General features: G+C 39.4%; 19 protein-coding genes and 3 pseudogenes. 12 read left to right on the top strand and 10 right to left on the bottom strand.

From position 1 onward, the window contains the following. Positions 1-24 precede the first annotated feature (24 nt). The 12 genes and pseudogenes from A3835_05040 to A3835_04985 all read left to right on the top strand — a co-directional run bounded on the left by A3835_05040 (position 25) and on the right by A3835_04985 (position 10,305). A pseudogene (locus A3835_05040) lies at positions 25-830 on the top strand (flagellar biosynthesis protein FlgA). Then, positions 827-1,378 carry a 3-octaprenyl-4-hydroxybenzoate carboxy-lyase gene (locus tag A3835_05035; GenBank protein ID ORI07858.1) on the top strand — a complete coding sequence of 184 codons (552 nt, stop codon included), beginning with the start codon at positions 827-829 and terminating at the stop codon, positions 1,376-1,378. Before A3835_05040 ends, A3835_05035 begins: the two are co-directional and overlap by 4 nt. Then, positions 1,375-1,845, top strand: coding sequence for a pantetheine-phosphate adenylyltransferase (locus A3835_05030; GenBank protein ID ORI07857.1), 471 nt, complete (start codon positions 1,375-1,377; stop codon positions 1,843-1,845). Before A3835_05035 ends, A3835_05030 begins: the two co-directional genes overlap by 4 nt. 1 nt (position 1,846) lies before the next feature. Next, a complete protein-coding gene (locus A3835_05025; GenBank protein ID ORI07856.1) occupies positions 1,847-2,434 on the top strand; it encodes a dTMP kinase in 588 nt (195 codons plus the stop codon). A gap of 30 nt (positions 2,435-2,464) precedes the next feature. Continuing rightward, a complete protein-coding gene (locus A3835_05020) occupies positions 2,465-3,691 on the top strand; it encodes a histidine--tRNA ligase (protein ORI07855.1) in 1,227 nt (408 codons plus the stop codon). Further along, a complete protein-coding gene (locus A3835_05015) occupies positions 3,688-5,526 on the top strand; it encodes an arginine decarboxylase (protein ID ORI07854.1) in 1,839 nt (612 codons plus the stop codon). The genes A3835_05020 and A3835_05015 overlap by 4 nt, the downstream gene beginning before the upstream one ends. Before the next feature lie 12 nt (positions 5,527-5,538). Further along, positions 5,539-6,717, top strand: a complete 1,179-nt coding sequence (locus A3835_05010) for an aspartate aminotransferase (GenBank protein ID ORI07853.1) — start codon at positions 5,539-5,541, stop codon at positions 6,715-6,717. Next, positions 6,717-6,920 (top strand): thiamine biosynthesis protein ThiS, encoded by a 204-nt coding sequence (locus A3835_05005; GenBank protein ID ORI07852.1) that lies wholly within the window; start codon positions 6,717-6,719, stop codon positions 6,918-6,920. Before A3835_05010 ends, A3835_05005 begins: the two co-directional genes overlap by 1 nt. Before the next feature lie 7 nt (positions 6,921-6,927). Beyond that, positions 6,928-7,779, top strand: coding sequence for a thiamine biosynthesis protein ThiF (locus A3835_05000; protein ORI07851.1), 852 nt, complete (start codon positions 6,928-6,930; stop codon positions 7,777-7,779). Beyond that, entirely contained in the window at positions 7,780-8,544 is a 765-nt protein-coding gene (locus tag A3835_04995) for a thiazole synthase (GenBank protein ORI07850.1), read from the top strand. Next, entirely contained in the window at positions 8,544-9,698 is a 1,155-nt protein-coding gene (locus A3835_04990; protein ID ORI07849.1) for a thiamine biosynthesis protein ThiH, read from the top strand. The genes A3835_04995 and A3835_04990 overlap by 1 nt, the downstream gene beginning before the upstream one ends. After that, positions 9,691-10,305, top strand: a complete 615-nt coding sequence (locus A3835_04985) for a thiamine phosphate synthase (GenBank protein ORI07990.1) — start codon at positions 9,691-9,693, stop codon at positions 10,303-10,305. Before A3835_04990 ends, A3835_04985 begins: the two co-directional genes overlap by 8 nt. Positions 10,306-10,809: 504 nt before the next feature. Here A3835_04985 and A3835_04980 read toward each other — a convergent pair. The 10 genes and pseudogenes from A3835_04980 to A3835_04935 form a co-directional block, all read right to left on the bottom strand. Next, positions 10,810-11,349, bottom strand: a complete 540-nt coding sequence (locus tag A3835_04980; protein ORI07848.1) for a molybdopterin adenylyltransferase — start codon at positions 11,347-11,349, stop codon at positions 10,810-10,812. A gap of 10 nt (positions 11,350-11,359) precedes the next feature. Next, a complete protein-coding gene (locus A3835_04975) occupies positions 11,360-12,982 on the bottom strand; it encodes an AAA family ATPase (GenBank protein ORI07847.1) in 1,623 nt (540 codons plus the stop codon). Positions 12,983-12,997: 15 nt separating this feature from the next. Continuing rightward, complete coding sequence (locus A3835_04970; protein ORI07846.1) at positions 12,998-14,236, bottom strand: tRNA (N(6)-L-threonylcarbamoyladenosine(37)-C(2))-methylthiotransferase MtaB; 1,239 nt, start codon at positions 14,234-14,236, stop codon at positions 12,998-13,000. After that, a complete protein-coding gene (locus A3835_04965; protein ORI07845.1) occupies positions 14,236-15,825 on the bottom strand; it encodes a hypothetical protein in 1,590 nt (529 codons plus the stop codon). Before A3835_04965 ends, A3835_04970 begins: the two co-directional genes overlap by 1 nt. Then, positions 15,822-16,859, bottom strand: a complete 1,038-nt coding sequence (locus A3835_04960; protein ID ORI07844.1) for a 3-dehydroquinate synthase — start codon at positions 16,857-16,859, stop codon at positions 15,822-15,824. The genes A3835_04965 and A3835_04960 overlap by 4 nt, the downstream gene beginning before the upstream one ends. 2 nt (positions 16,860-16,861) lie before the next feature. Beyond that, a pseudogene (locus A3835_04955) lies at positions 16,862-18,279 on the bottom strand (potassium transporter TrkA). 104 nt (positions 18,280-18,383) lie between these two features. Then, a complete protein-coding gene (locus A3835_04950) occupies positions 18,384-18,944 on the bottom strand; it encodes a hypothetical protein (GenBank protein ORI07843.1) in 561 nt (186 codons plus the stop codon). Beyond that, a complete protein-coding gene (locus A3835_04945; GenBank protein ORI07842.1) occupies positions 18,941-19,873 on the bottom strand; it encodes a mammalian cell entry protein in 933 nt (310 codons plus the stop codon). The genes A3835_04950 and A3835_04945 overlap by 4 nt, the downstream gene beginning before the upstream one ends. Then, positions 19,874-20,613 (bottom strand): annotated as a pseudogene (locus tag A3835_04940) (sulfate ABC transporter ATP-binding protein). Then, positions 20,610-21,716, bottom strand: a complete 1,107-nt coding sequence (locus A3835_04935) for an ABC transporter permease (protein ID ORI07841.1) — start codon at positions 21,714-21,716, stop codon at positions 20,610-20,612. Before A3835_04935 ends, A3835_04940 begins: the two are co-directional and overlap by 4 nt. Between the last annotated feature and the right edge of the window lie 9 nt (positions 21,717-21,725).

Here is a 21,725-nt window from a genome sequence, read left to right as displayed (position 1 = left end):
GCAAATGAAGTCAGCATTTATCCAATGTATTGCGTTCTAAATGATCAAATTTTACTTAGCACTTTTGGCTTTGAAGGCGAAGACAATGAAATTTTAAACCTAGAGAGCAAAAGAGCAGCAAGATAGATAGCAAAAAACTCTATGAAATTCTAACAGCAAATTTTAAAACATATAATGACAAAAGCGGTGGAAGCGTTGTTTTTGTGAAAAACTGCTCTATTATGGATGAGATTCAAATGCGATTTTTAAGATCAATTAGTGATGAATATCCCGGTATCAGCATAAGTGATCTTAGCATTAGCCCACAAAATAAACTTCCAGCAAATTTCAAAGAACTTATCCTAAAAAACATCTTTTTAGGTGATCAAAATAGTCAAAAAGGTACATTTAGAGCTTCATTTGAGGATATTGATCTGAGTCTAAAAAGTATCTATTTTAAATTTAGCTTTAACGCTAAGATGCCAGCCTTCATAGCAATAAATTCAATGAATACAAACCACATTTTAAGCCTGCTTGACTATCAGCCAACGATGATCGAGTTTGGCAAATGGCCAAAAGATACACTTTCTAGCTCAAATAGCTTAGCTCTTATAACAAAAGTGCAGATAAAAAGCGGTGAAATTTTAACCAAGCGTCAGTTTAATGCCATAAATTTAGTAAAAAAAGGTCAAATGCTAAATGCAGTTTTGAGCGAGGGTGGTGTCAAGATAATCGCCGAGGTAAAGGCGCTTGAGGATGGAAATTTAGGCGATATGATAAAAATAAGAACAAAAGATAATAAAATTTTACAGGCTACAGTTTCAGGCAAAGATGAGGCAGTGATAAGATGAAAAAGATAGTATTTGCAGCCACTGGAGCAAGCGGGGCTGGACTCTTTTTAAAGCTTGTCAAGGCTGCCAAAGATAGTTGCGAGGCGCATGTCATAGTTAGTAAAAATGCCATGAAGGTTTTGGAAGCTGAGGAGAATTTAAAGCCAAATTTAGATGATCTTGGCGTAAAAATTTATGATGATCAAGACCTTAGCGCTGGTCCTGCTTCAGGCTCATTTGACACATCAGCGATGATTATAGCGCCCTGCTCTACCAACACGCTAGCAAAAATTGCAAACGGCATAAGCGACACTCTCATCACAAGAGCCGCAAGTGTCGCACTAAAAGAGAGACAAAGGCTGGTTTTGGGCGTTAGAGAGATGCCGTTTTCCACTATCACACTTTCTCAGATGCAGCTTCTCTCATCTCTTGGAGCTATCATCGCACCGCCAGTTTTGGGCTACTACGCAGACATAAAAAGCCTTGATGATATGGAAAATTTTATCATCGGCAAGTGGCTTGATGCCTTAAAAATCGAAAATAATCTTTACAAAAGGTGGCAAATTTGAAAAAATCTTGCATCTATCCAGGAACATTTGACCCCATAACAAACGGCCATTTAGACGTCATCATAAGAGCTACAAAAATTTTTGACAAGGTAATCGTCGCAGTTGCAAAAAGTGACAGCAAACAGCCAATGTTCGCACATGAAAAGCGCATAGAGATGGCAAAAGAGGCAGTTTGCGAGCTAAAAAATGTAAACGTTCTTGGCTTTGATAACTTGCTTGTTGATTTTGCTAAATCGCACGGCATAAACACCGTCATCAGGGGGCTTCGTGCGGTTAGTGACTTTGAGTATGAGCTACAAATCGGCTACGCAAACGCTGCACTCTGGGACGAATTTGAGACGGTTTATCTTATGCCAAGCTTAAATAACGCCTTTATCTCAAGCTCGATCGTCCGCTCAGTCTTGCGACACGACGGCGATGTGAGCAACCTAGTGCCAGCAAAAATTCTAAAAAATTTAAAGGCCTAAAATGTATGTTTTGTTTGAAGGCATTGACGGCGTTGGCAAGAGCACGCAGATAGAAATTTTAGCTTCTAAATTTAGTGATGCCATCGTCACAAAAGAGCCAGGCGGCACGCAGCTTGGTGAAAATTTACGAGAAATTTTACTAAGCTCAAGCATAAAAATAGGCAAAAGGGCTGAAATTTTACTTTTTTTAGCTGACAGGGCTGAGCATTTTGAAAAGCTAGTCGCTCCAAATTTAAATAGGCTCATTTTAAGCGACAGAGGCTTTATCTCTGGCATCGCCTACGCTTTGGCAAATGATGAAAACTTAGATGAAAACGTTCTTTTAGAGCTTAATAAATTTGCACTAAATGATAAATTTGCAGACAAGATCATCTTTTTTGAAGCAAGTGCTGAGCTAATAAGCTCGCGCCTAAAGAATAGAGGTACAAGCGATAAGATCGAGGCTCGCGGACTAGAGTATCTTTTAAAAGTGCAAAGCCTGATGAAACAAATTCTTATTAAAAATGGCTTTGAAACGCTTTTTATAGACGCATCTAAAAGCATAGAGCTAATTTCAAAAGAGATAGAAAATTTTATAAATTTTAAGTAAAATCACAAAAAATAAAAAAAGGATAATGCGATGATAACGGCACTTCGTGGCATGAAAGATATGCTTCCAGCTCGTGCAAAACTTTACGCACGGATAATCAAAACCTGCGAGGAAGTCGCAAAAAACTACGGATATGAGCAAATTTTGACCCCGCACCTCGAAGAGACGGCGCTTTTTAAAAGAAGTGTCGGCGAGAGCAGTGACATCGTGGGCAAAGAGATGTATCAGTTTGAAGACAAAGGCGGCAACGACGTTTGCTTGCGTCCTGAAGGCACAGCTGGCGTGGTTAGAGCCTTTATCGAGGCAAAACTTGACAGGGCAAATGTGACGAAACGCTGCTTTTATCATGGCTCGATGTTTCGCTACGAACGCCCACAAAAAGGTCGCTTAAGAGAGTTTCACCAGTTTGGCTGCGAGTGCTTTGGCGAAGGCAGTGTTTACGAGGATGCGAGCATTATTTTGATGGTGAGCGAAATTTTTTACAGGCTAAATATAAAAACAACCCTAAAGATAAACTCCCTTGGCGACGAGAGCTCGATGAAGTCTTACAAAGAAAAGCTCGTCAAATTTTTAGATGAAAACGACAATAAAATTTGCGAAGACTGCAAAAGACGTAAGCTCTTAAACCCTATCCGCGTGCTTGACTGCAAGGTAGAAAGCTGCCAAGAAATTTATAAAAACGCTCCAGTCATCACTGATAGTCTAAGCGATGAGGCACAGGCTGATTTTTCAAAACTGCAAGAAATTTTAACGGCAAATGGCGTTAAATTTGAGATAGATACCAAACTCGTTCGTGGGCTAGATTACTACTGCAAGACGGCGTTTGAGTTTATCAGCAACGAGATCGGCTCTCAAAGCGCGGTCGCAGGTGGTGGCAGATACGATAGACTCGTTGAGTATCTTGGCGGCAGGGCAAGTTATGGCGTTGGCTTTGCGATGGGTGTTGAGAGGATAATGGAAATTTTAGGAGAAGCTGAGGATGAGCGAGCTGGAGTTTATCTTTGCTCGCTTGATGCGCCAAATTTAGACTTTGTCTATGCCCTTGGTTCGAAGCTTCGCAAAAAATATCAGGTTGAAATTTCATATGAAGCCAAAAAACTTCAAAAACATCTGCAAAATGCCGACTCAAAAAAGGCGAAAATTTTCCTTTGTGTGGGCGAAAACGAGATGAAAGAGAATAAAATTTGGTATAAAAATTTAGAAACAAAAAACGAAAAAACAGTAAATTTAGATGAGCTTGAAAAGGAGCTGGGATGAACGACTTTGGACTTAGCATTTGGGGTAATTCAAATTTTGTGATAGAAAATGGCAAAGTCTGTATAAACGCAGCCAGTAAGCCAGCGATCATCGATATCGTGCGTGACATCAGGGACGACGGATATAGAGGTCCGCTGCTGCTTCGCTTCCCACATCTTATCCAAAAACAGATAGAACAGATCCACGCGAGCTTTGCAAAGGCAAAGAAAGAATTTGCCTACAAAGGCAGCTTTAACGCTGTTTTCCCGCTTAAGGTCAATCAATACCCAGGCTTTGTAAAAAACCTAGTTCGCCTTGGCAAGCCCTACAACTACGGCCTAGAGGCTGGTAGCAAGGCTGAGCTGCTTCTAACGATGGCGTACAACAACGAAAAAGCACCGATAACAGTAAACGGATTTAAAGATAAAGAGCTTATTAACATAGGCTTTATCGCTGCTGAAATGGGTCACAACATCACGCTAACGATCGAGGGCTTAAACGAGCTTGAAGAGATCATCGCCACTTCAAAACAAAGGTTTAAACCAAAACCAAAGATCGGACTTCGTATAAGGCTACACTCGACAGGATCAGGCCTTTGGGCAAAAAGTGGCGGCATCCACTCGAAATTTGGCCTAACATCAACCGAACTCATAGAAGCTGTAAAGATGCTAAAAAAAGCAAATTTACTTGAAAATTTCACGATGATACACTTTCATATAGGCTCTCAAATAAGTGAGATCCATCCTCTTAAAAAGGCACTCATCGAGGCTGGCAACATCTACGCTGAGCTTAGAAAAATGGGTGCAACAAATTTAAAAGCGATAAATTTAGGTGGCGGCCTAGCTATTGAGTACTCGCAGTTTAAAGAAGAGAGCAGCAGAAACTATACCCTAAACGAATATGCAAACGACGTTGTTTACATGCTTAAAACCATAAGCGAGCAAAAAAACGAGCCCCAACCTGATATATTTATCGAGTCTGGTCGTTTCATAGCCGCTTCGCATGCGCTTTTGGTTGCCCCTGTGCTTGAGCTATTTTCTCAGGAGTACACCGAAGAGAAGCTAAATTTAAAGAAAAATAATCCAAATTTGATAACCGAGCTAGTCGATCTTTACAAGTCGATAAAGCCTTCAAATGCCCTAGAGTACCTGCACGACGCTATTCACCACACAGAGAGCGTGCTAACACTTTTTGACCTTGGGTATGTTGATCTGCAAGATAGATCAAACGCCGAGGTGCTTTTAAAGCTCATCAGTAAAAAAGCCGTCATAATGCTTGGCAACAAAAGCAACTCAAGTGGCGACCTAGCCAAAATCCAAAAAGAGGTGCAAGAGCGCTACTTACTAAATTTCTCGATCTTTCAAAGCTTACCAGACTTTTGGGGACTAAAGCAAAATTTCCCTATCATGCCGCTTGACAGACTCGATGAGCGACCTACTTTGCCAGCTTCTATCTGGGATATCACCTGCGATAGCGACGGCGAGATCAGCTATGACGATGAGAAAAACCCTCTACTTTTACACGACGTGGACGTGGAGAAGGAGGATTATTTTTTAGGATTTTTCCTAGTTGGCGCATATCAAGAGGTGATCGGAATGAAGCACAACCTCTTTACTCACCCAACGGAAGCTACAATAGAGCTTTCAAATGACGGATACAAGATCGTAAATTTACTAGAAAGTCAATCAATCCTTGATATCATGGAAGACATGGACTACGATATTTACGAGATCCAAGACACTCTAAACGAGCGCTTAGAGAAATCAACTCTGATAAACGAAACACAAAAGAAGCAAATTTTGGGCGAACTTTATCTATTTTTAAATGATAATAGCTACTTAAAAACGATTAACTAAAAAGGACGAAAAATGCAACTAGCAAATAGAATGCAAACATTAAGCGAGTCGATCACAATCGCGATCAGCACAAAGGCCAAAGAGATGAAGGCTGCTGGTATCGATGTAATCTCGCTTTCAGCTGGTGAGCCTGACTTCATGACTCCAAAAAAGATAAGAGAAACTGTAAAAAATGCACTCGATAATGACAGCAAAAGTGGTAAATACACGCCAGTACCGGGCCTGCCAGAGGTTATAGAGGCCATTAGAGCAAAGCTAAAAAGAGATAACGGACTTGATTATAAAGCAAATCAAATTGTCACAAATATCGGCGCAAAACACTCACTTTTTAACGTATTTCAAGCACTTATCAACCCAGGCGACGAGGTCATCATCCCCTCTCCATACTGGGTGAGTTACCCTGAGATCGTTAAATTTTGTGGTGGAGTGCCTGTATTTATCGAGGCGGACGAGAGTACAAATTTTAAAATCACAGCCGATCAGCTAAAAAAAGCAATCACACCAAAAACAAAAGTCTTTTCGCTAAATCACCCGACAAATCCAACAGGTGCGGTGTATACAAAAGAGGAGATCGCGGCATTTGGCGAGGTTTTAAAGGGTACTGATATCATCGTTACAAGTGATGAAATTTATGAAAAAGTGATCTACGGCAAAGAATTTCACGCAGTGGCTTCAGTGAGCGAGGATCTTTTCAAAAGAACGGTCACGATAAACGGCCTAAGCAAGTGTGGCGCGATGCCTGGCTGGAGATTTGGCTATATCGCAAGCTCGATGGATTGGCTAATTGCTGGCATCAAAAAGCTTCAAAGCCAAAGCACAAGCAACATTAGCTCGATCGTGCAAATAGGTGCTATCCCGTCGCTTCTTGGCGAAACTGACGACGATATCGAAAACATGAGAAAAGAGTATGAGAGAAGACGCGACGTGGCAGTTGAGATGATAAACGCTATCCCTGGGCTAAGCGTAGTTAAGCCTGATGGCGCGTTTTATCTATTTGTAAAATGCAAAGATGTAGATAGCGACTCACTTAGATTTTGCAAAAAAATGCTTGAAGAGGCGAACGTAGCGACCGTGCCAGGCGTGGGCTTTGGCATGGAGGGATACTTTAGAATTTCTTTTGCAACCGACATCGAGAGCATAAAAAGAGCGATCGAGAGGATCGCAAATTTTGTAAAAAGCTACAAAATTTAATGATCAAATTTATACTAAATAGCAAAATTTTCGAGCTTGAAAACGATATAAGCGTTTATGATTTTTTAGCTCAAAATGGCTATGAGCTTAAATTTATAGCCCTTGAGCGAGATGGAGAAATTTTGCCAAAAAAGCTTTGGCATGAGAGCTTTATGAGCGAGGGCAAAGTTTATGAGATCGTCACTTTAGTTGGTGGCGGATGAGGAGAAAATGATAGAGATAGTACTAAATGGCGCAAAATTTAATGTGCCAGCAAAAAGTCTTAGCGAGCTAAAAGAGCTTGCGCTTGGCGATAAAGAGAGTGAAATTTATAAATTTTTAGAGAAATTTAATGCGACCGAGCCAGACATTTTTATCGTTGATGGCTTTGCTATAAAAGAAGATAGCGAGCTAAAAGATGGCTCAAATGTTGTATTTATAAGGCGTGGCGTGATGCCAGAGCGTGAAATTTTACGCGCGATGATCGCTTCACGAAACAGCCCTGAGCTAAATTTAGCCCTAAGTAAAGCCGTGATCGGCGTGGCTGGACTTGGTGGTCTTGGCTCAAATATCGCGCTAAGCCTTGCAAGAGTTGGCGTAAAAAAGCTAGTGCTTGCCGACTTTGACGTCGTTGAGCCAAGCAACTTAAACCGCCAGCAGTATTTCGTCCGCCACATCGGCTTAAAAAAGACGCAGGCGCTTAAAGAGCTGATAAATGACGTCAATCCCTTTGTCGAGGTAGAAACTCACGATATATTTTTAGATGAAAAAAATGTGGCTAGCGTCTTTGGCGAGTGTGAAATTTTATGCGAAGCCTTTGACAACGTCGCTGGCAAGGCGATGATACTAAACGAAGCTGGTGCTAGTCTAAAAGATAAAAAGATCATCGGCGCCTCTGGCATGGCAGGATACTTTAGCTCAAATCTCATAAAAACCATAAAATTTGCCAAAAATGTCTATCTTTGCGGCGACCTCACAAACGAAGCAAAAGTCGGTCAAGGGCTCATGGCACCGCGCGTTGCGATCTGCGCAAACCACGAGGCAAATTTAGCTATTAGACTGCTTATGGGCTTGGAGGCGTAAGTGCAAAGCGATAGTTTGATCCTTGGCGGCAAGGAGTTTCAAAGCCGCTTTATCCTTGGCTCTGGTAAGTATTCACACGAGCTAATCGACTCAGCTATAAACGAGGCTGGAGCGCAAATTTTAACCCTTGCTCTTAGGCGCATAAACGAGAGCAAAGAGCGAAATATACTTGACTTTATCCCAAAAGGCGTGACACTTTTGCCAAACACAAGTGGCGCTAGAAACGCCAAAGAGGCCGTTCGTATCGCCCAGCTCGCACGTGAGCTTGGGTGCGGGGAGCTTGTTAAGATTGAGATCATCACCGATTCTAAATTTCTCTTTCCAGACAATATTGAAACCATAAAAGCTTGCGAAGCCTTGGCAAACGACGGCTTTGTGCCAATGCCTTATATGTTTCCAGATCTAAACGCCGCAAGAGCGATGCTAAGTGCAGGAGCTAGCTGCATAATGCCTCTAGCTGCGCCCATTGGCTCAAACCAAGGGCTAGTTTTTAAAGATATTATTGAAATTTTGATAAACGAGCTTGATACGCAGATCATAGTTGATGCTGGCATAGGCAGGCCTTCACAAGCGTGCGAAGCGATGGAGATGGGAGCAGCTGCTATCATGGCAAACACAGCCATCGCCTCATCTAAAAATATCCCACTCATGGCAAGAGCCTTCAAAGAGGCTATCATCGCTGGTCGCAACGCCTACCTAGCAGGCCTTGGTGCAAAGAGCAAAAGCGCAAATGCCTCATCACCGCTCACTGGATTTTTAGACTGATGAAATTTACTAAAACCGATCACATGCAGCTACTACCTCACATGGAGGATGTTGGCAACGACATTATGGATGAGATTTTAAAAGAGCGCGAGAGCTACAAGCCTGCAATTTACAGCGAAGCTGACGTCAAAGCAGCTCTTAATGCAAAGCACTGCTCACTTGAAAATTTAAAAGCACTACTCTCGCCTGCTGCAGCGCCATTTTTAGAGCAAATAGCCCAGCTAGCCCAAGCAAAAACAAGGACAAATTTTGGCTCAAATATCACACTTTTTACGCCGCTTTACATAGCAAACTACTGCGATAATCTCTGCGTTTATTGCGGATTTAACGCCAATAACAAAATAAAAAGGGCAAAACTAAGCAACGAGGAGATCACGAGAGAGCTAAGAGAAATTTCAAAGAGTGGCTTAGAGGAAATTTTAATCCTAACAGGCGAGAGCGAAACTAGCTCAAGTGTAGCCTATATCGCAAACGCTTGCGCTTTGGCAAAGAAGTTTTTTAAAGTCGTTGGGGTTGAAATTTATCCGCTAAACTCTGATGGCTACACATTGCTTCACAAAAGTGGTGTGGACTACGTGACCGTCTTTCAAGAGACCTATAATCCCACAAAATATGAAAAAATCCACCTTGGCGGCAATAAAAGAATTTTCCCATACCGATTAAACGCGCAAGAGCGAGCGCTTCTTGGAGGCATGAGAGGGGTCGGCTTTGCAGCACTTCTTGGCATAGATGACTTTAGGCTTGATGCCTTTGCTACGGCACTTCATGCGAGCTTAGTTCAAAAAAAGTATCCGCACGCCGAGATCGCATTTTCATGCCCAAGACTTCGCCCCATCATAAACAACGACCGCATCAATCCACGTGATGTTGGCGAGCGCGAGCTTTTACAAGTGATCTGTGCTTATAGAATTTTTATGCCAACAGCCAGCATCACCATCTCAACCAGGGAAAAAGCGAAATTTCGCGATAACGCCGTAAAGATCGCCACAAATAAGATAAGTGCTGGCGTAAAAGTGAGCATCGGCGCTCACGGTGAAGAGAAAAAGGGTGACGAGCAGTTTGAGATAAGTGACGATAGAAGCGTGGATGAGATCAAGACTATGCTAAAAGCAAATGGCCTAGAGCCACTAATGAGCGAGTATGTCTATGTTTAAGATTCTCTGCGTGGCCGACTTTGAAAGCTATGATGGCGATGACTTTTTAAAGAGGATACAGCTACTTTGCAAGGCTGGCGTGGATGAAATTTTACTTCGTGCAAAGGGACTAGACGAGGCTCATTTTTATGATCTTGCTAGGGTTGTGGCTCAAATTTGTGAAAACTACCGCAAAAAATTTATCATTAATCAATTTTTTGACGTAGCTTACAAGCTAAAAAGTGACTTTTGGCTCACTTCAGCACAGCTTGACTTTTTTAAAAATCACAGCATTTTTTTAGATGAATTTAAAAAAACAGCTAAAATTTATGCCCCAGCTCACGACCTAGAGCAGGCTAAAATTTCAGCCTCTATCGCTGATGTGCTGGTTGCTTCTCATATATTTGCCACCTCTTGCAAGCCAAATTTAGAGTCAAAAGGGGTAAGTTTTATAAGCGAGCTAAAAAGCTTTAATAAAGAAATTTACGCACTTGGCGGACTAAATAGCGAAAACTATAAAGAGAGTATAAAAGCTGGAGCAAGTGGCGTTTGTTTTATGAGCCTAGCAATTAATAGCGATATAGAGCTTATAAAAAAGATAGTAAAAAGCAAAAACGAGCAAATTTAGCTTTATTTGCATAAAATTTTACATACTATTTTATGTAAAATTTGGCAAATTTAAGTTAAATTTGACTATCGCTTTTTTCTTTTAAATTTATTTTTATTAAATTTATAAAAGATTGTTTTGTGGCTCTAGCTTATTTCATCATCTGTTTTTTGTATAAATTTAATGTTTTACTAAAATTAAAAATTTGCACTTTTACCTACTTAAATTTAACAAAAAACACCGCTTTTTTGTTAAATTTCGCATTACTAAAGCGCAAAATAGCAAATTTCAGATACATATATTATTTACCAAATTTGTCGCTTGTGTAGTGACTTTTTTGTTAAAAACTTGCATAAATTTAGCTGTTACTACTTAGTGCGCCAGCCAGTTCATCGTCGGTTATTGCAGTATTATACTAAATTTTATTGATTGCGGCCAAATTTGAATATATAAATTTAAAATAGTAAGCAAAACCTAAATTTAGCCGCCCACAAGGGCAGCTAGCTTAAATTTAGGCCTAAAAGATTAAGAAATTTTCTTTTGTTTTGGGCGGAAAACTTTCATCACATTTTCATCAGTCTCAATAAACGCACCTTCGATCAGGTCTATGCAGTATGGCACCGCTGGAAATACCGGCTCCAAGCACTCTTTTATCGCCTTTGGCTGACCTGGTAAATTTATGATTAGCGCGTGCCCTCTGATACCTGCTGTTTGGCGTGACAGGATCGCTGTTGGGACGTATTGCAAGCTTGCAGCTCTCATTAGCTCACCAAAGCCTGGCATCATCTTCTCACAAACAGCCTCAGTAGCCTCTGGCGTAACGTCTCTCACCGCTGGTCCTGTACCGCCAGTAGTTAGCACAAGGTCGCAACCAAACACGTCTATCATGTGCACAAGCCTCTCTTTTATAAGCTCAAACTCATCTGGGATCACCTCATAAAAGTACTCACGCTCGCTCACTATCCAGCTATCAAGCACCTCTTTGATCGCTGGGCCTGATTTGTCCTCGTATGTGCCTTCGCTTGCACGATCAGATAGAGTTAGTATGCCTATTTTTGCTTTCACTTTTTCTCCTTTAGTAGTTTTCATTTAAAATTTTTGCCAGCGCCTCTTTATCTACACTCTCGTACGCTAGCAGATATGAACTGATCTTTGCGATCTGCTCGTTTGTACCCTTTAAAAAGGACATTATCTCTTCTTTTGCCTGTTTTAAGATCTCTTCGACGTCGTTTGGATTTGGCACAAAAGAGCTACCCATGCCGTACTCATAAACCATCTTTGATGCGATCTCTTTGGCTAAATTTAGATCACTGCTCGAGTTTGAAAAAATATCATTTTCGTCTATTTCAAGCTTACACATGCCAGAGATTAATACTTTAATGCGAGATATCATCTGCGACTTTGACTCTATCTCTTGCTCGGTTGCCATAAAGCGGTCTTCAATGAGTGAAATTTTTTCAAATTTCACATCAAACCAGTAAGCACTAAGTGCCTTTGCACCTTGATAGACAGCTTGGATTTTTTTCTCACTTTCGCTGTAGCTTAGTACTTTTTTCTTACCAAGCAAGACCTTATTTAAAACAGCCTCAAAGTCTCTTATTTTTAGTACGCTCTCATTATTTCTTAGAGCATTTATCGCAGCTTCATTTACAAGTGTGCTAAGTGCCGCACCTGAAAAGCCAACGCTCATCCTAGCGATATCTTCGGCTGAAACATCGCATTTTTTATCTTTTAAATAGGTATTTAAAATAGCCACTCTGTCGTTAAAATCAGGCATCGAAAGAAAAATTCTCCTATCAAAACGACCCGATCTAAGTAGTGCCTCGTCGATCATTTCGATCCTATTTGTAGCAGCTATTACGATGACGCCAGAGTTGTCCTCAAAGCCATCCATCTCGGTTAGTAGCTGATTTAGAGTGGCTTCTCGCTCGTCGTTTCTAGTACCACCCCTGCTCTTTCCAACAGCATCTATCTCATCGATAAAGATAATAGACGGAGCATAAGACTTAGCTTTGCTAAAAAGCTCTCTTACTCTTTTTGCACCCATGCCAACATAAATTTGCACAAAACTAGCACCATTTTGATAGAAAAATGGTACATTTGCCTCGCCAGCAACCGCCTTTGCCACAAGCGTCTTACCAACGCCTGGAGGGCCTATCATTAGCACGCCTTTTGGCATTTTGATACCAAAATTTCTATATTTTTGTGGATTTTTTAGAAAATCAACTATCTCGCTAAGCTCGCTTTTAACCTCACTAATACCTGCCACATCGCTAAATCTCACATTTGAGATGACTGGCATAGTGTTTTGATTTAGCACGCTTTCTATCTCAAATGCACCCTCTTTTTTGCTAAGCAAGCTCTCCTCTTTTTTCCTGATACTTCTAAAGATATAAGCATACCAAAGCACAAAGCAGACAAAGATGATAAAACCCCAGATCATGCCAGGGGTGATGTATTGCTTAGTCTTTTCAACAGGCACTTTTTTAATAAGCTCTTTTAGATCGATGCCCTCTTTTATGATTGAAAAACGATTGTTTTGTGCATAAAGCACGACTTCATCATCATTGATTACAGCGCGGTCTATAAAATTTCCATCCATTAGCTGCATATATTGCGAATATGTGATATTTCGTGGCTCTTTGCTAACGGCAAATAACAGCACGCTGATTAATGCGATAGCTGCGATTATTAGGATATTTTTTTATTAAATTTAAATTTTTGCATAATTGGCATCTGGCTTAACTTCATATTCGCTTACCTCCACCCACTCTTTTGTTATATCTTTTTGGCTTAAAATTTTAGCTTTGTTGTAAAACTGATCAAAACCTTCGTAAAATTCACCATTTTTTTGCTCGACTAAAATTTTCAAAGCTCCGTTATGTTTTTTTCTAAAATTTTCATTATTTTGCAAAGTAATGCCTTGTAAAATTTTTAGCCTATTTTTTGCCACATCGCCGCTAACATCGCTTTTTAGCGTAGCTGAGTGCGTATCACGCCTTGGTGAATATACAAAAGCGTGCAGATGTGTGATAGGAAATTTCTTAAAATTTTCCACAGCCTCTGTCCATATCTCCTCACTCTCTCCTGGATGACCAACGATATAGTCCGTGCCAAGGGCAAAGCCAAGAGAACTAAGCTCATTAAAAAGTTCCAAATCACTAAATGCGTTATTTCGTCTTCGCATGATCTTTAGCATCGTCTGACTCGTGTGCTGAAGCGCGATGTGCAAATGACGCTCCAGCCACTCTTCTTTTAAAATTTCTCTAAAGCTCTCATCTATCTGGCTTGGCTCAATACTTCCGAGCCGAATACGTCTAATGCCAGAAATTTTACCCAAGCTTGCCAAAAGCTTACCAAGAGAGCTATTTGTATCTTTGCCGTAACTGCCTATATTTGTGCCAGTTAGTACGAGCTCATTATAGCCGTTTTGGGCTAAAATTCTTGCCTCTTTTAGTATCATAGCCTCATCCATGCTTCTAGCCTTACCACGAACTGAAGGGATGATGCAGTAGCTGCAGCTAAAGTTGCAGCCTTCTTGAATTTTTATAAAAGCCTTAGTGTGATTTTCATAATTTGTAACTATATTTTTATCAACTGAGTTTAAATTTCCAAGCTCAAAAAATGGTTTTTCTTGCTTTAAAAGCTCATTTAGATCGCTCTTTTTGCTAGCTCCTAGCACACCAAATATACCGCTATTAAATAGCTCTTTGCCCTTGCTAACCGCTCCACATCCAGTCAGCACCACCTTTGCCCCACGCCTTTTTACGCCGTTTATGTAGTTTCTGACACCGCTATCGGCAGAATTTGTAACAGTGCACGAGTTTATGATCACGATATCAGCAGCATCTTCATCATTTGTAATCTCGTAGTCCTTGATGTAGCTTTTTAAAAGCTCGGTATCATAGATATTTGTGCGACATCCAAATGTTTTAAAAAATATCTTTTGCATTAAGAATTTTCACTCTCTTGCTCGCTGTGAGCGGTGTGATCGCTTGGATTTTCTTTTTTGCCTATAAACATGGTTTGTGTTGGATAAGCGATCTTTATATCATCTTGAGCTAAAAATGCTTCTATAATCTCAGCGCTAATAGTGCTTCTAAGAGCCAAAGTCGCATAAGAATTTGCCATATACCAGCATGAGACATTTATACCATAAGGCTCAAAAAATGTATAAATTCTTGGCTCGACGTTTGGATTTTTGATGCTGTATTGGCTTCTTAGTTTATTCATCTGGCGTTTTGCGATATCAGTGTAGCCTTTTGAGTATTTTTTAACGACATTTCTTGCTAGATACACAGCTTTTTTATGATTGCTATCAAAGCTTATAACGATATCTATACCATCCCAAACGGTCTTCATACCATAATGAGCATAGTTTGCGATGAGGTCGGTAAAGATATAGTTATTTGGCACAAAGATGATTCTGCCTGCACGGCGGTTTGTCTTATAAGTCGAGTAGCTAACATCCTCAAAAACGGTCAGCCTAAGTAAAGAGATATCAATCACATCGCCCACAAATTCACTGCCGTCATGAAGCACTCTGATCCTATCGCCCACATGTATAGAGCCGCCAAACATGATCACCATCCAGCCAAGCATACTCATAAACATATCTTTCATCGCAATGGCGATACCAGCTGAGGCAAAACCTAGCACGGTTACCAGATATGTAACATTTTCGATGTATGAAAAGAGTAAGATTATGATGATAACGGTGATATTTAAAACGTTTAAAAATTTATTGACCGTGTAAAATCTCTCATTATCGGTAATCGTTCTTTTAACGATAAATTTAGCGATAAATGTTAACCCGATCGTTAAAAGAATGATGATAGCTGTATAGCCCATACTTAAAAACTGAGCTTTTATATCAGAGGTGGTTAAATTTATAGCCTCATCAGCTCTTTTTTCATAGACATTATAAGTTGTATCAGCGATCTGTTTTGCCGCTTTAAAGTCGCCTATTTCTTGTTTTACCAAGTTTAGGCTTTCTCTATTTTGCTCATTTTCTTCTATCAAATTTAGTCTATTTAGTAAATTTTCTTTTGTTTCAAGCTTTTCCAAAAGCGTATCAAGCTCTTTTATATGCCTTTGATACTCGATCTTATCGCTCTTTATCTTTTTGATATACGAAAAGCCAGATATAAGTGCAACAGGACTTGTTATCCTTGGTGGAGTATCCATTTCAGGAGCTGCTAGCATATTTGAAAATGGCGTTTTTTCATATTCTTTTAGTAAATTTATCTGCTCTTTTAGGGTTTGGATTCTCTTTATGATATCGCTGCCTCTTCTTGAGCTTTTGTCCAGTTTCTTTAGTTCATTTTCATTTTTTTCAAGCTCATCAATAAGTCTTTGATAAGTGTTATAGTTAGCATACCTTGTGATCCAGATATTGTTTTTTAGTGAGTTATCTAGATTTGAAATATCTTTAATAAGCTCGTTATTTTGTAAATTTTGCGAGCCATTTTGCTCAAGCGTAACGTTCTCCTCAGCATAAAGGGCAAAGCAAAAAAGTATTAAAGCTAGGATCTTTTTCATTTAAATTCTCTTAAAATTTTTAAAACGTCTTCTTTTTTGACGTCATTTTTGATGATCGCACTGCCGATTTTATCTGCAATGATGAAATTTATCTTATCATCTTTTGTCTTTTTATCCATAAAAAATGCCTCGTAAAATGCATATTCATTTTCTATTTTGTAGTTTACTGGAAGGCCAAATTTCATTAAAACCTGTTTGATATCCTCTGCCTCTGCCTCGCTCATGAGTCCTAGTTTTACGCTTAAACGATTTGCCATATTCATACCTATCGCCACCGCCTCGCCATGTAAAAATTCTTTATAATTCGTCTCATTTTCTATAACGTGAGCAAAGGTATGTCCGTAGTTTAGGATGGCTCTTAGCCCCTTTTCCTTCTCATCTTGCTCAACCACTTTTGCTTTTAAAATTACCGACTTTTCAACCAGCTTGGCTAAATTTTCATCATCTAAATTTACGCTCTTTAGCCAATCAAACATCTCTTTGTCAAAGGTTATCGCCATCTTTAAAGCCTCAGCCACGCCAGCTGCAAATTCTCTCTTTGGCAATGTCTTTAAGAAATTTATCTCACAAAAAACCGCCTTTGGCTGATAAAATGAGCCAATTAAGTTTTTACCAAATTTATTATTCACACCCGTTTTTCCGCCCACACTTGCATCAACTTGCGCTAGAAGTGTGGTTGGGATATTTATGAAATTTATCCCCCTTTCATAGATGCTCGCCGCAAAGCCAGTCATATCGCTTATGACGCCACCACCAAAGGCGATTAGCGTAGATGAGCGATCAAATTTACTAACAAAAAGCTGCTCTAAAATTTGCTCTAACGTTTCAAGGTTTTTATACTCTTCGCCGTCAGGCACACTTATGATAAATTTCTCATCACACTTCAAAATACTAAGTAGCTTTTCAAGATGAATCCCCGCTACTTTGGCGTTTGTAACGATGCCAACCTTGCCTTTTAGCTCTAGTCTTTCAAGCTCATTTATATAAATTTTATAGCTTGATGCTTTTTCTTTAAGATTTAAATTTATCTGCATTTTTACTCACTTACTGGCACAAAAAGCTGTGCGTTTTGGCTCAGTTTTTTATAAAGCCTATTTAAATTTGTCGATAAAAAGGCAAATGCCCCACCATTTGCCACGCTTTTGCTAAACATCACAAAATGAAGCAGATCTTTTGTATTTTTTAGTTTTACAAGCGGATTTTTAAGATTGTGATTTTCTATCTTTATACGCTTAGAAAATAGCGCGCTAATACTCTCAAAATGCTCTCTTAACGCCTCATCATCGCTATGCTTATTATCAAAATAGTAAAATTTCATCTCCAAATCAAGCTGTGCACAGCAGTCTGTTATTACAGCTGATTGATTTTCCACTTCTTGACTTTGATCGCCTAGTATAACGCCCTCTTTTATATTTGAGAGCAAAATTTTACCCGTTTTTATCACTGGAAGCTTTAGCTCATAAAATAGCTTTTTAAATTTAAAAAAGTATTTATCATCGCTTAAGATTAGACCGATATCGTGCTTTAAAACGTCATGTTTTATAGATTTGTTATCACTATTAAAATAATCCATCAAAACGATGATATTTTTCTCTTTTATCGCTTTTAAAGTATCTAAATTTTCACCTAAAGTTGGATTTATCACTCTAAAAAAAAGGCGTTTATTATTTAGCTTTGAATGCAAATACAAGCTATCCTTTATGAGCTTGCTAACACGTTCTTTATCCATTGAGATCATATCGATAAGCACATAGATGTTGCTACCAAACGGGCTTGGAAACTGTCCACTTTCACGCTTGATCGAGCGGTAAACATTTTGAAGCACATTTGGATCGCCAACGATTAGTAATATATCGCTTGGCTGTATCATTACATTTGGCTTTGGCAAGATGATCTCGCTGCCTCGATATATGAGGCTATTCGCCATTTTTTTTGAGCTACTGAGCTAATGTGACGATACATATAAGAGCTACCTATTGGCACCTTAACTTCCATGATCTCACCCTCACTAAGCCCGATATTATCAGCTAAAACCGGCAAATCTGGTAAATAGTCCATAAGTCTTGATGCTGCAATATCTCTGATATCAACCACGCTTAAGTGTTTATCGCTTGCAAATATTTCTTTGCATTTTTCATCAAGCTCCCATGAGCTCATAAAAACAGTCTCGGTCTTTGTGCTGATCTGTCTTAAATTTTCATAAACAGCAACCGCCTCATTTTTATCATCGCAAACTATACAAAACTGACTAAAATAGCCATCGCTTACGCTTTTTAGCTTTGAGAGACTAGTTGGGTCAAACTGGTAAAATGTAAAATTTTCATAATTTGATTTTTGACTGTAATCCTCACTTGAAACAACGATATAGTGATGCAAATTTGATTTTGTTTCAAGCAGTCTGTTTAAAAAATTTCTTGCGAAAGTTCCATCTGCGATTATTAAAATTTTCTTCATCAATTCTCCGTATTTTAAAGCTCACATTATAACAAAAGGTCTTTAAAATAAGCTATTTTTGGCTGTAAATTTAAGCTTTCACAGCCAAAAAATTTAAGAAAATTTTAGTAGATTATTTCAGAGATTAGCGTATCGATTGCTAAATTTGTAGCCTTATTTATCGTATCAAAAATAGTACTTGAGCTTGGATCTGGACAAAAAATTTCTTTTGTGATCATGCCAGATTTTAGCGAAGTGTTTGCATTAAACAGCTCGTAAGCTAGTGAAACTTCGGCCTTGTCGCCTCTTATCTGAAGTGAGATGATGCTAACTTTTAGCCTAAGATCCTTTGCATTTGGCGAAAATATCGGTTTTGCAGCACAGTTTGAATAAAGCCCTTTTACAAGCGATTTATAGACCATTTCGCTTGGCTCAGATACAAATTTAGCGTCGCTTAGATATCTGATTTTATTATTTTCGGCTACGATCAAAATTTTTCTAGTATCGACCATATCAAGAGCGCTCACATTTTCTATGAAGACATTTTTTAGCTCTTTTTGCTTGTTTTCAGCCGAGCACTCCTTATTTGAGTAGTGTATCTCATACATCGTAGCTTGTGGTACGTCGGTCTTTAGCGAGCAGCCAAAAAATAAAAATGCAGCCGCTATGTATATCAAATTTCTCATTTTTTATCTCCTTTGTCATTTGGAACTGGATTTGTGAAGAAAAACTCGTAAGGATTATCTTCGAGTCTTTGAAGCGCACCTCTAAACTCACGAAGTGTCTTGTCAAATCCATTTAAAAAATCACTCGCTTCTCTTAATAACGGACCAACCGTATTTCTAAGGTCGTATTCGCCATCTTTAGCTTTTTTAGTGATGAGTTCTTGCAGCGAATTATATCCAGTGATAGCCGAATTTGCCGATACAAAAACTTGGTTTGCATTTGAAATTAGTCTATTTAAATTTTTAACCAATTCTTTTGTATCGGTTTTGTTTAAAGTATCTGTAAAATTTTTCACATTTTTAACGATACTATCAACCTCACTTAGTCCCTCTTCGTCTGTTAAAACTTGTGTAAATTTATCAATATTTTTAAGGACTGACTCTACGTGAGCAATATTTTCAGGCGAGAAAAAGTTATCGACTTTATCAAGTGTTTGATTTATCTTTAAGGTGATGTTTTCAGCGTTGTTTCCAAGCTTTGAAAAGAGGCTCTCTTCAAGCTGCAAGATAGGCTTTTGGCCTGATGCAAAGTCTTTTGTGCCACGGCTTATATTTATGCTAGCCACACCGCTGATGGCCTGAACTTCTATACTTGCCACGCTATCAGCCTTGATAGGCAGGTCCTCTCTTATCTTCATCGTGATATTTATAAGAGCGTTTTTATCATCGACAAAATTTATATCACTAACGCTTCCTGCTGGCACGCCGATAAATTTAACCGTAGAATCCACCTTTAATCCGCTTGGCAGCTCGCTTGTGTGGATGTAATATTCCTTAAAATCAACTTTTGTGTTATTCTTGCTAGTCATCCACCAGATAAATATCGCAAATGCTGTAAGGCAGGCTATGAAAAACATGCCAACAATGGTATAAGAATTTCTATTTTCCATCTACTTTTTCCTCATCTTAAATAGCTCTTCAAGCGGGTTATTTTCAAGATGTTCAAGCTCTTTTATATCTCCCTCAAAGGCTATTTTTTTATTATCTATTATCAAAAATCTATCCAAAATATCAAAAATACTATCCGCATCATGCGTCACCATAACAACTGTTACGCCGATGCTATCACGAAGCTCTTTTATGAGCGCGTCCATCTGGCGTGAGCTCACTGGATCAAGACCGCTGTTTGGCTCGTCCAAAAATAGCACCCTAGGACTTAGCACTAAGGCTCTTGCAAGCGCAGCACGCTTTTTCATACCGCCACTTAGCTCGCTTGGATAAAGCATAGAAACTTCTTTTTTAAGCCCCACCTTTTGTATCCAAAACATCGCTATCTCATCGATCTGACGCTTGTTAAATTTAGAGTACTCATGGAGCAAAACGCCCACATTATCAAGTATCGTCATCGAGCTATAAAGCGCTCCAAACTGAAACATCGTCCCACTTTTTAGCTTGATCTCCTGCTGCTCTTTGGGGCTACTTTTCCACATATTGACGCCATCAAACGTTATATCGCCCTTATTTGGCTTTTTAGATATATCATCGTCTTCATTAGCGTCGTTTTACCAGTACCACTGCCGCCCAAAAAGCCATAAATTTCTGCCTCTTTTACGCTCCAGCTCACATTATCGTGCATTATCTTATCGCCATAACTTGTCGTTATGTTTTTTCCAACTATTATCTCGTTCATATCTTTAGCCACATAAAAATTATCGCAAAAAATGCATCAAGCGCGATGACCCAAAATATCGCATTTACAACACTAACCGTTGTCATCGCTCCAAGGCTTTGAGCGTTTTGACTAACGCCAAATCCCCTCATGCACCCAATGATCGCTATTACAGCACCAAAAAACGGAGCCTTTATCATGCCAACAGCAAAGTGCCTAAGCTCGACCATCTCGCGAAATCTATTTAGATAGTCGCTAAAGCTAATGTCAAGAATAGTTTGGCAAATGATCATCTGCCCTAAGATGCTTATGCCATCAGCTATAAAGATGATGACAGGCACGCAAAGCACCATGGCGATGATGCGCGGCAAGACCAAGAAGTTAAATGGCTCAAAACCCATCGTCTTCATCGCGTCTATCTCCTCAGTTAGCTTCATAGCACCAATTTGCGCGGTAAAGCTGGAGGCCGACCTGCCTGCCACAACGATAGCAGCGATGAGCGGTGCCACCTCTCTAAGCGTTAGCATACCCATGATCTCTACTATAAATATACTTGCCCCAAAGCTTGCAAGCATCGCACTACCAAGATATGCAAGCACGACGCCTATCAAAAAAGCGGTGAGCGATACGATAAAAACGGCATTTACACCGCCATCTTTTATGTAGTTACTAAATTCTCTAAACCTTAAATTTGCAGGATTAAGGAAAATTTTGACGCTTTTTATCAAAAACTCGCCCAAAAACGAGCCAAACTCAACTAAATTTACAAATCCCTCGCAAATTTTCTCGCCAAGTCGTGAGAAAAAATTTAGGCTATTGTGCGGTGGCATATATCTAAAATCGATCTTCTCGTCATTTAGCAGTTCACCCATCGCCTTTATCTTCTCGTCATTTGTGATGATCTCAAATTTCTTGCCATTTAGCGTGTTTTTTAAAAGGATCAAAACAGCGTAATCAATGCTCTTTAGCTCGCTAAAGTCAAATTTAACATTGCCGTTAAGCTTTTGAATTTTTTTAAAAATGCTTTGTAAATTTTTAGCCTCTTTGTAGCTAAACTCACCTGCAAATTTTATGGTCGTAGTGCCGTTTGCTTCGGTAAAAACGATATCATTTCTCTTTTGCAAAAAGTTCCT

Origin of the sequence: Campylobacter concisus (assembly GCA_002092835.1) — a bacterium.
Lineage (GTDB): Bacteria > Campylobacterota > Campylobacteria > Campylobacterales > Campylobacteraceae > Campylobacter_A > Campylobacter_A concisus_K.
Note: the sequence above shows the minus strand (reverse complement) of the source record. Positions and strands in the feature narration are given on the sequence as shown.

What these genes read in the sequence shown, in the direction of transcription:
- A3835_04945 (ORI07842.1), bottom strand. Translation starts at nt 19,873, where the DNA reads ATGGAAAATAGAAATTCTTATACCATTGTTGGCATGTTTTTCATAGCC.
- A3835_05015 (ORI07854.1), top strand. Translation starts at nt 3,688, where the DNA reads ATGAACGACTTTGGACTTAGCATTTGGGGTAATTCAAATTTTGTGATA.
- A3835_04950 (ORI07843.1), bottom strand. Translation starts at nt 18,944, where the DNA reads ATGAGAAATTTGATATACATAGCGGCTGCATTTTTATTTTTTGGCTGC.
- A3835_05010 (ORI07853.1), top strand. Translation starts at nt 5,539, where the DNA reads ATGCAACTAGCAAATAGAATGCAAACATTAAGCGAGTCGATCACAATC.
- A3835_05000 (ORI07851.1), top strand. Translation starts at nt 6,928, where the DNA reads ATGATAGAGATAGTACTAAATGGCGCAAAATTTAATGTGCCAGCAAAA.
- A3835_05020 (ORI07855.1), top strand. Translation starts at nt 2,465, where the DNA reads ATGATAACGGCACTTCGTGGCATGAAAGATATGCTTCCAGCTCGTGCA.
- A3835_05025 (ORI07856.1), top strand. Translation starts at nt 1,847, where the DNA reads ATGTATGTTTTGTTTGAAGGCATTGACGGCGTTGGCAAGAGCACGCAG.
- A3835_04960 (ORI07844.1), bottom strand. Translation starts at nt 16,859, where the DNA reads ATGCAGATAAATTTAAATCTTAAAGAAAAAGCATCAAGCTATAAAATT.
- A3835_05005 (ORI07852.1), top strand. Translation starts at nt 6,717, where the DNA reads ATGATCAAATTTATACTAAATAGCAAAATTTTCGAGCTTGAAAACGAT.
- A3835_05035 (ORI07858.1), top strand. Translation starts at nt 827, where the DNA reads ATGAAAAAGATAGTATTTGCAGCCACTGGAGCAAGCGGGGCTGGACTC.
- A3835_04965 (ORI07845.1), bottom strand. Translation starts at nt 15,825, where the DNA reads ATGAAAAAGATCCTAGCTTTAATACTTTTTTGCTTTGCCCTTTATGCT.
- A3835_04970 (ORI07846.1), bottom strand. Translation starts at nt 14,236, where the DNA reads ATGCAAAAGATATTTTTTAAAACATTTGGATGTCGCACAAATATCTAT.
- A3835_04985 (ORI07990.1), top strand. Translation starts at nt 9,691, where the DNA reads ATGTTTAAGATTCTCTGCGTGGCCGACTTTGAAAGCTATGATGGCGAT.
- A3835_04990 (ORI07849.1), top strand. Translation starts at nt 8,544, where the DNA reads ATGAAATTTACTAAAACCGATCACATGCAGCTACTACCTCACATGGAG.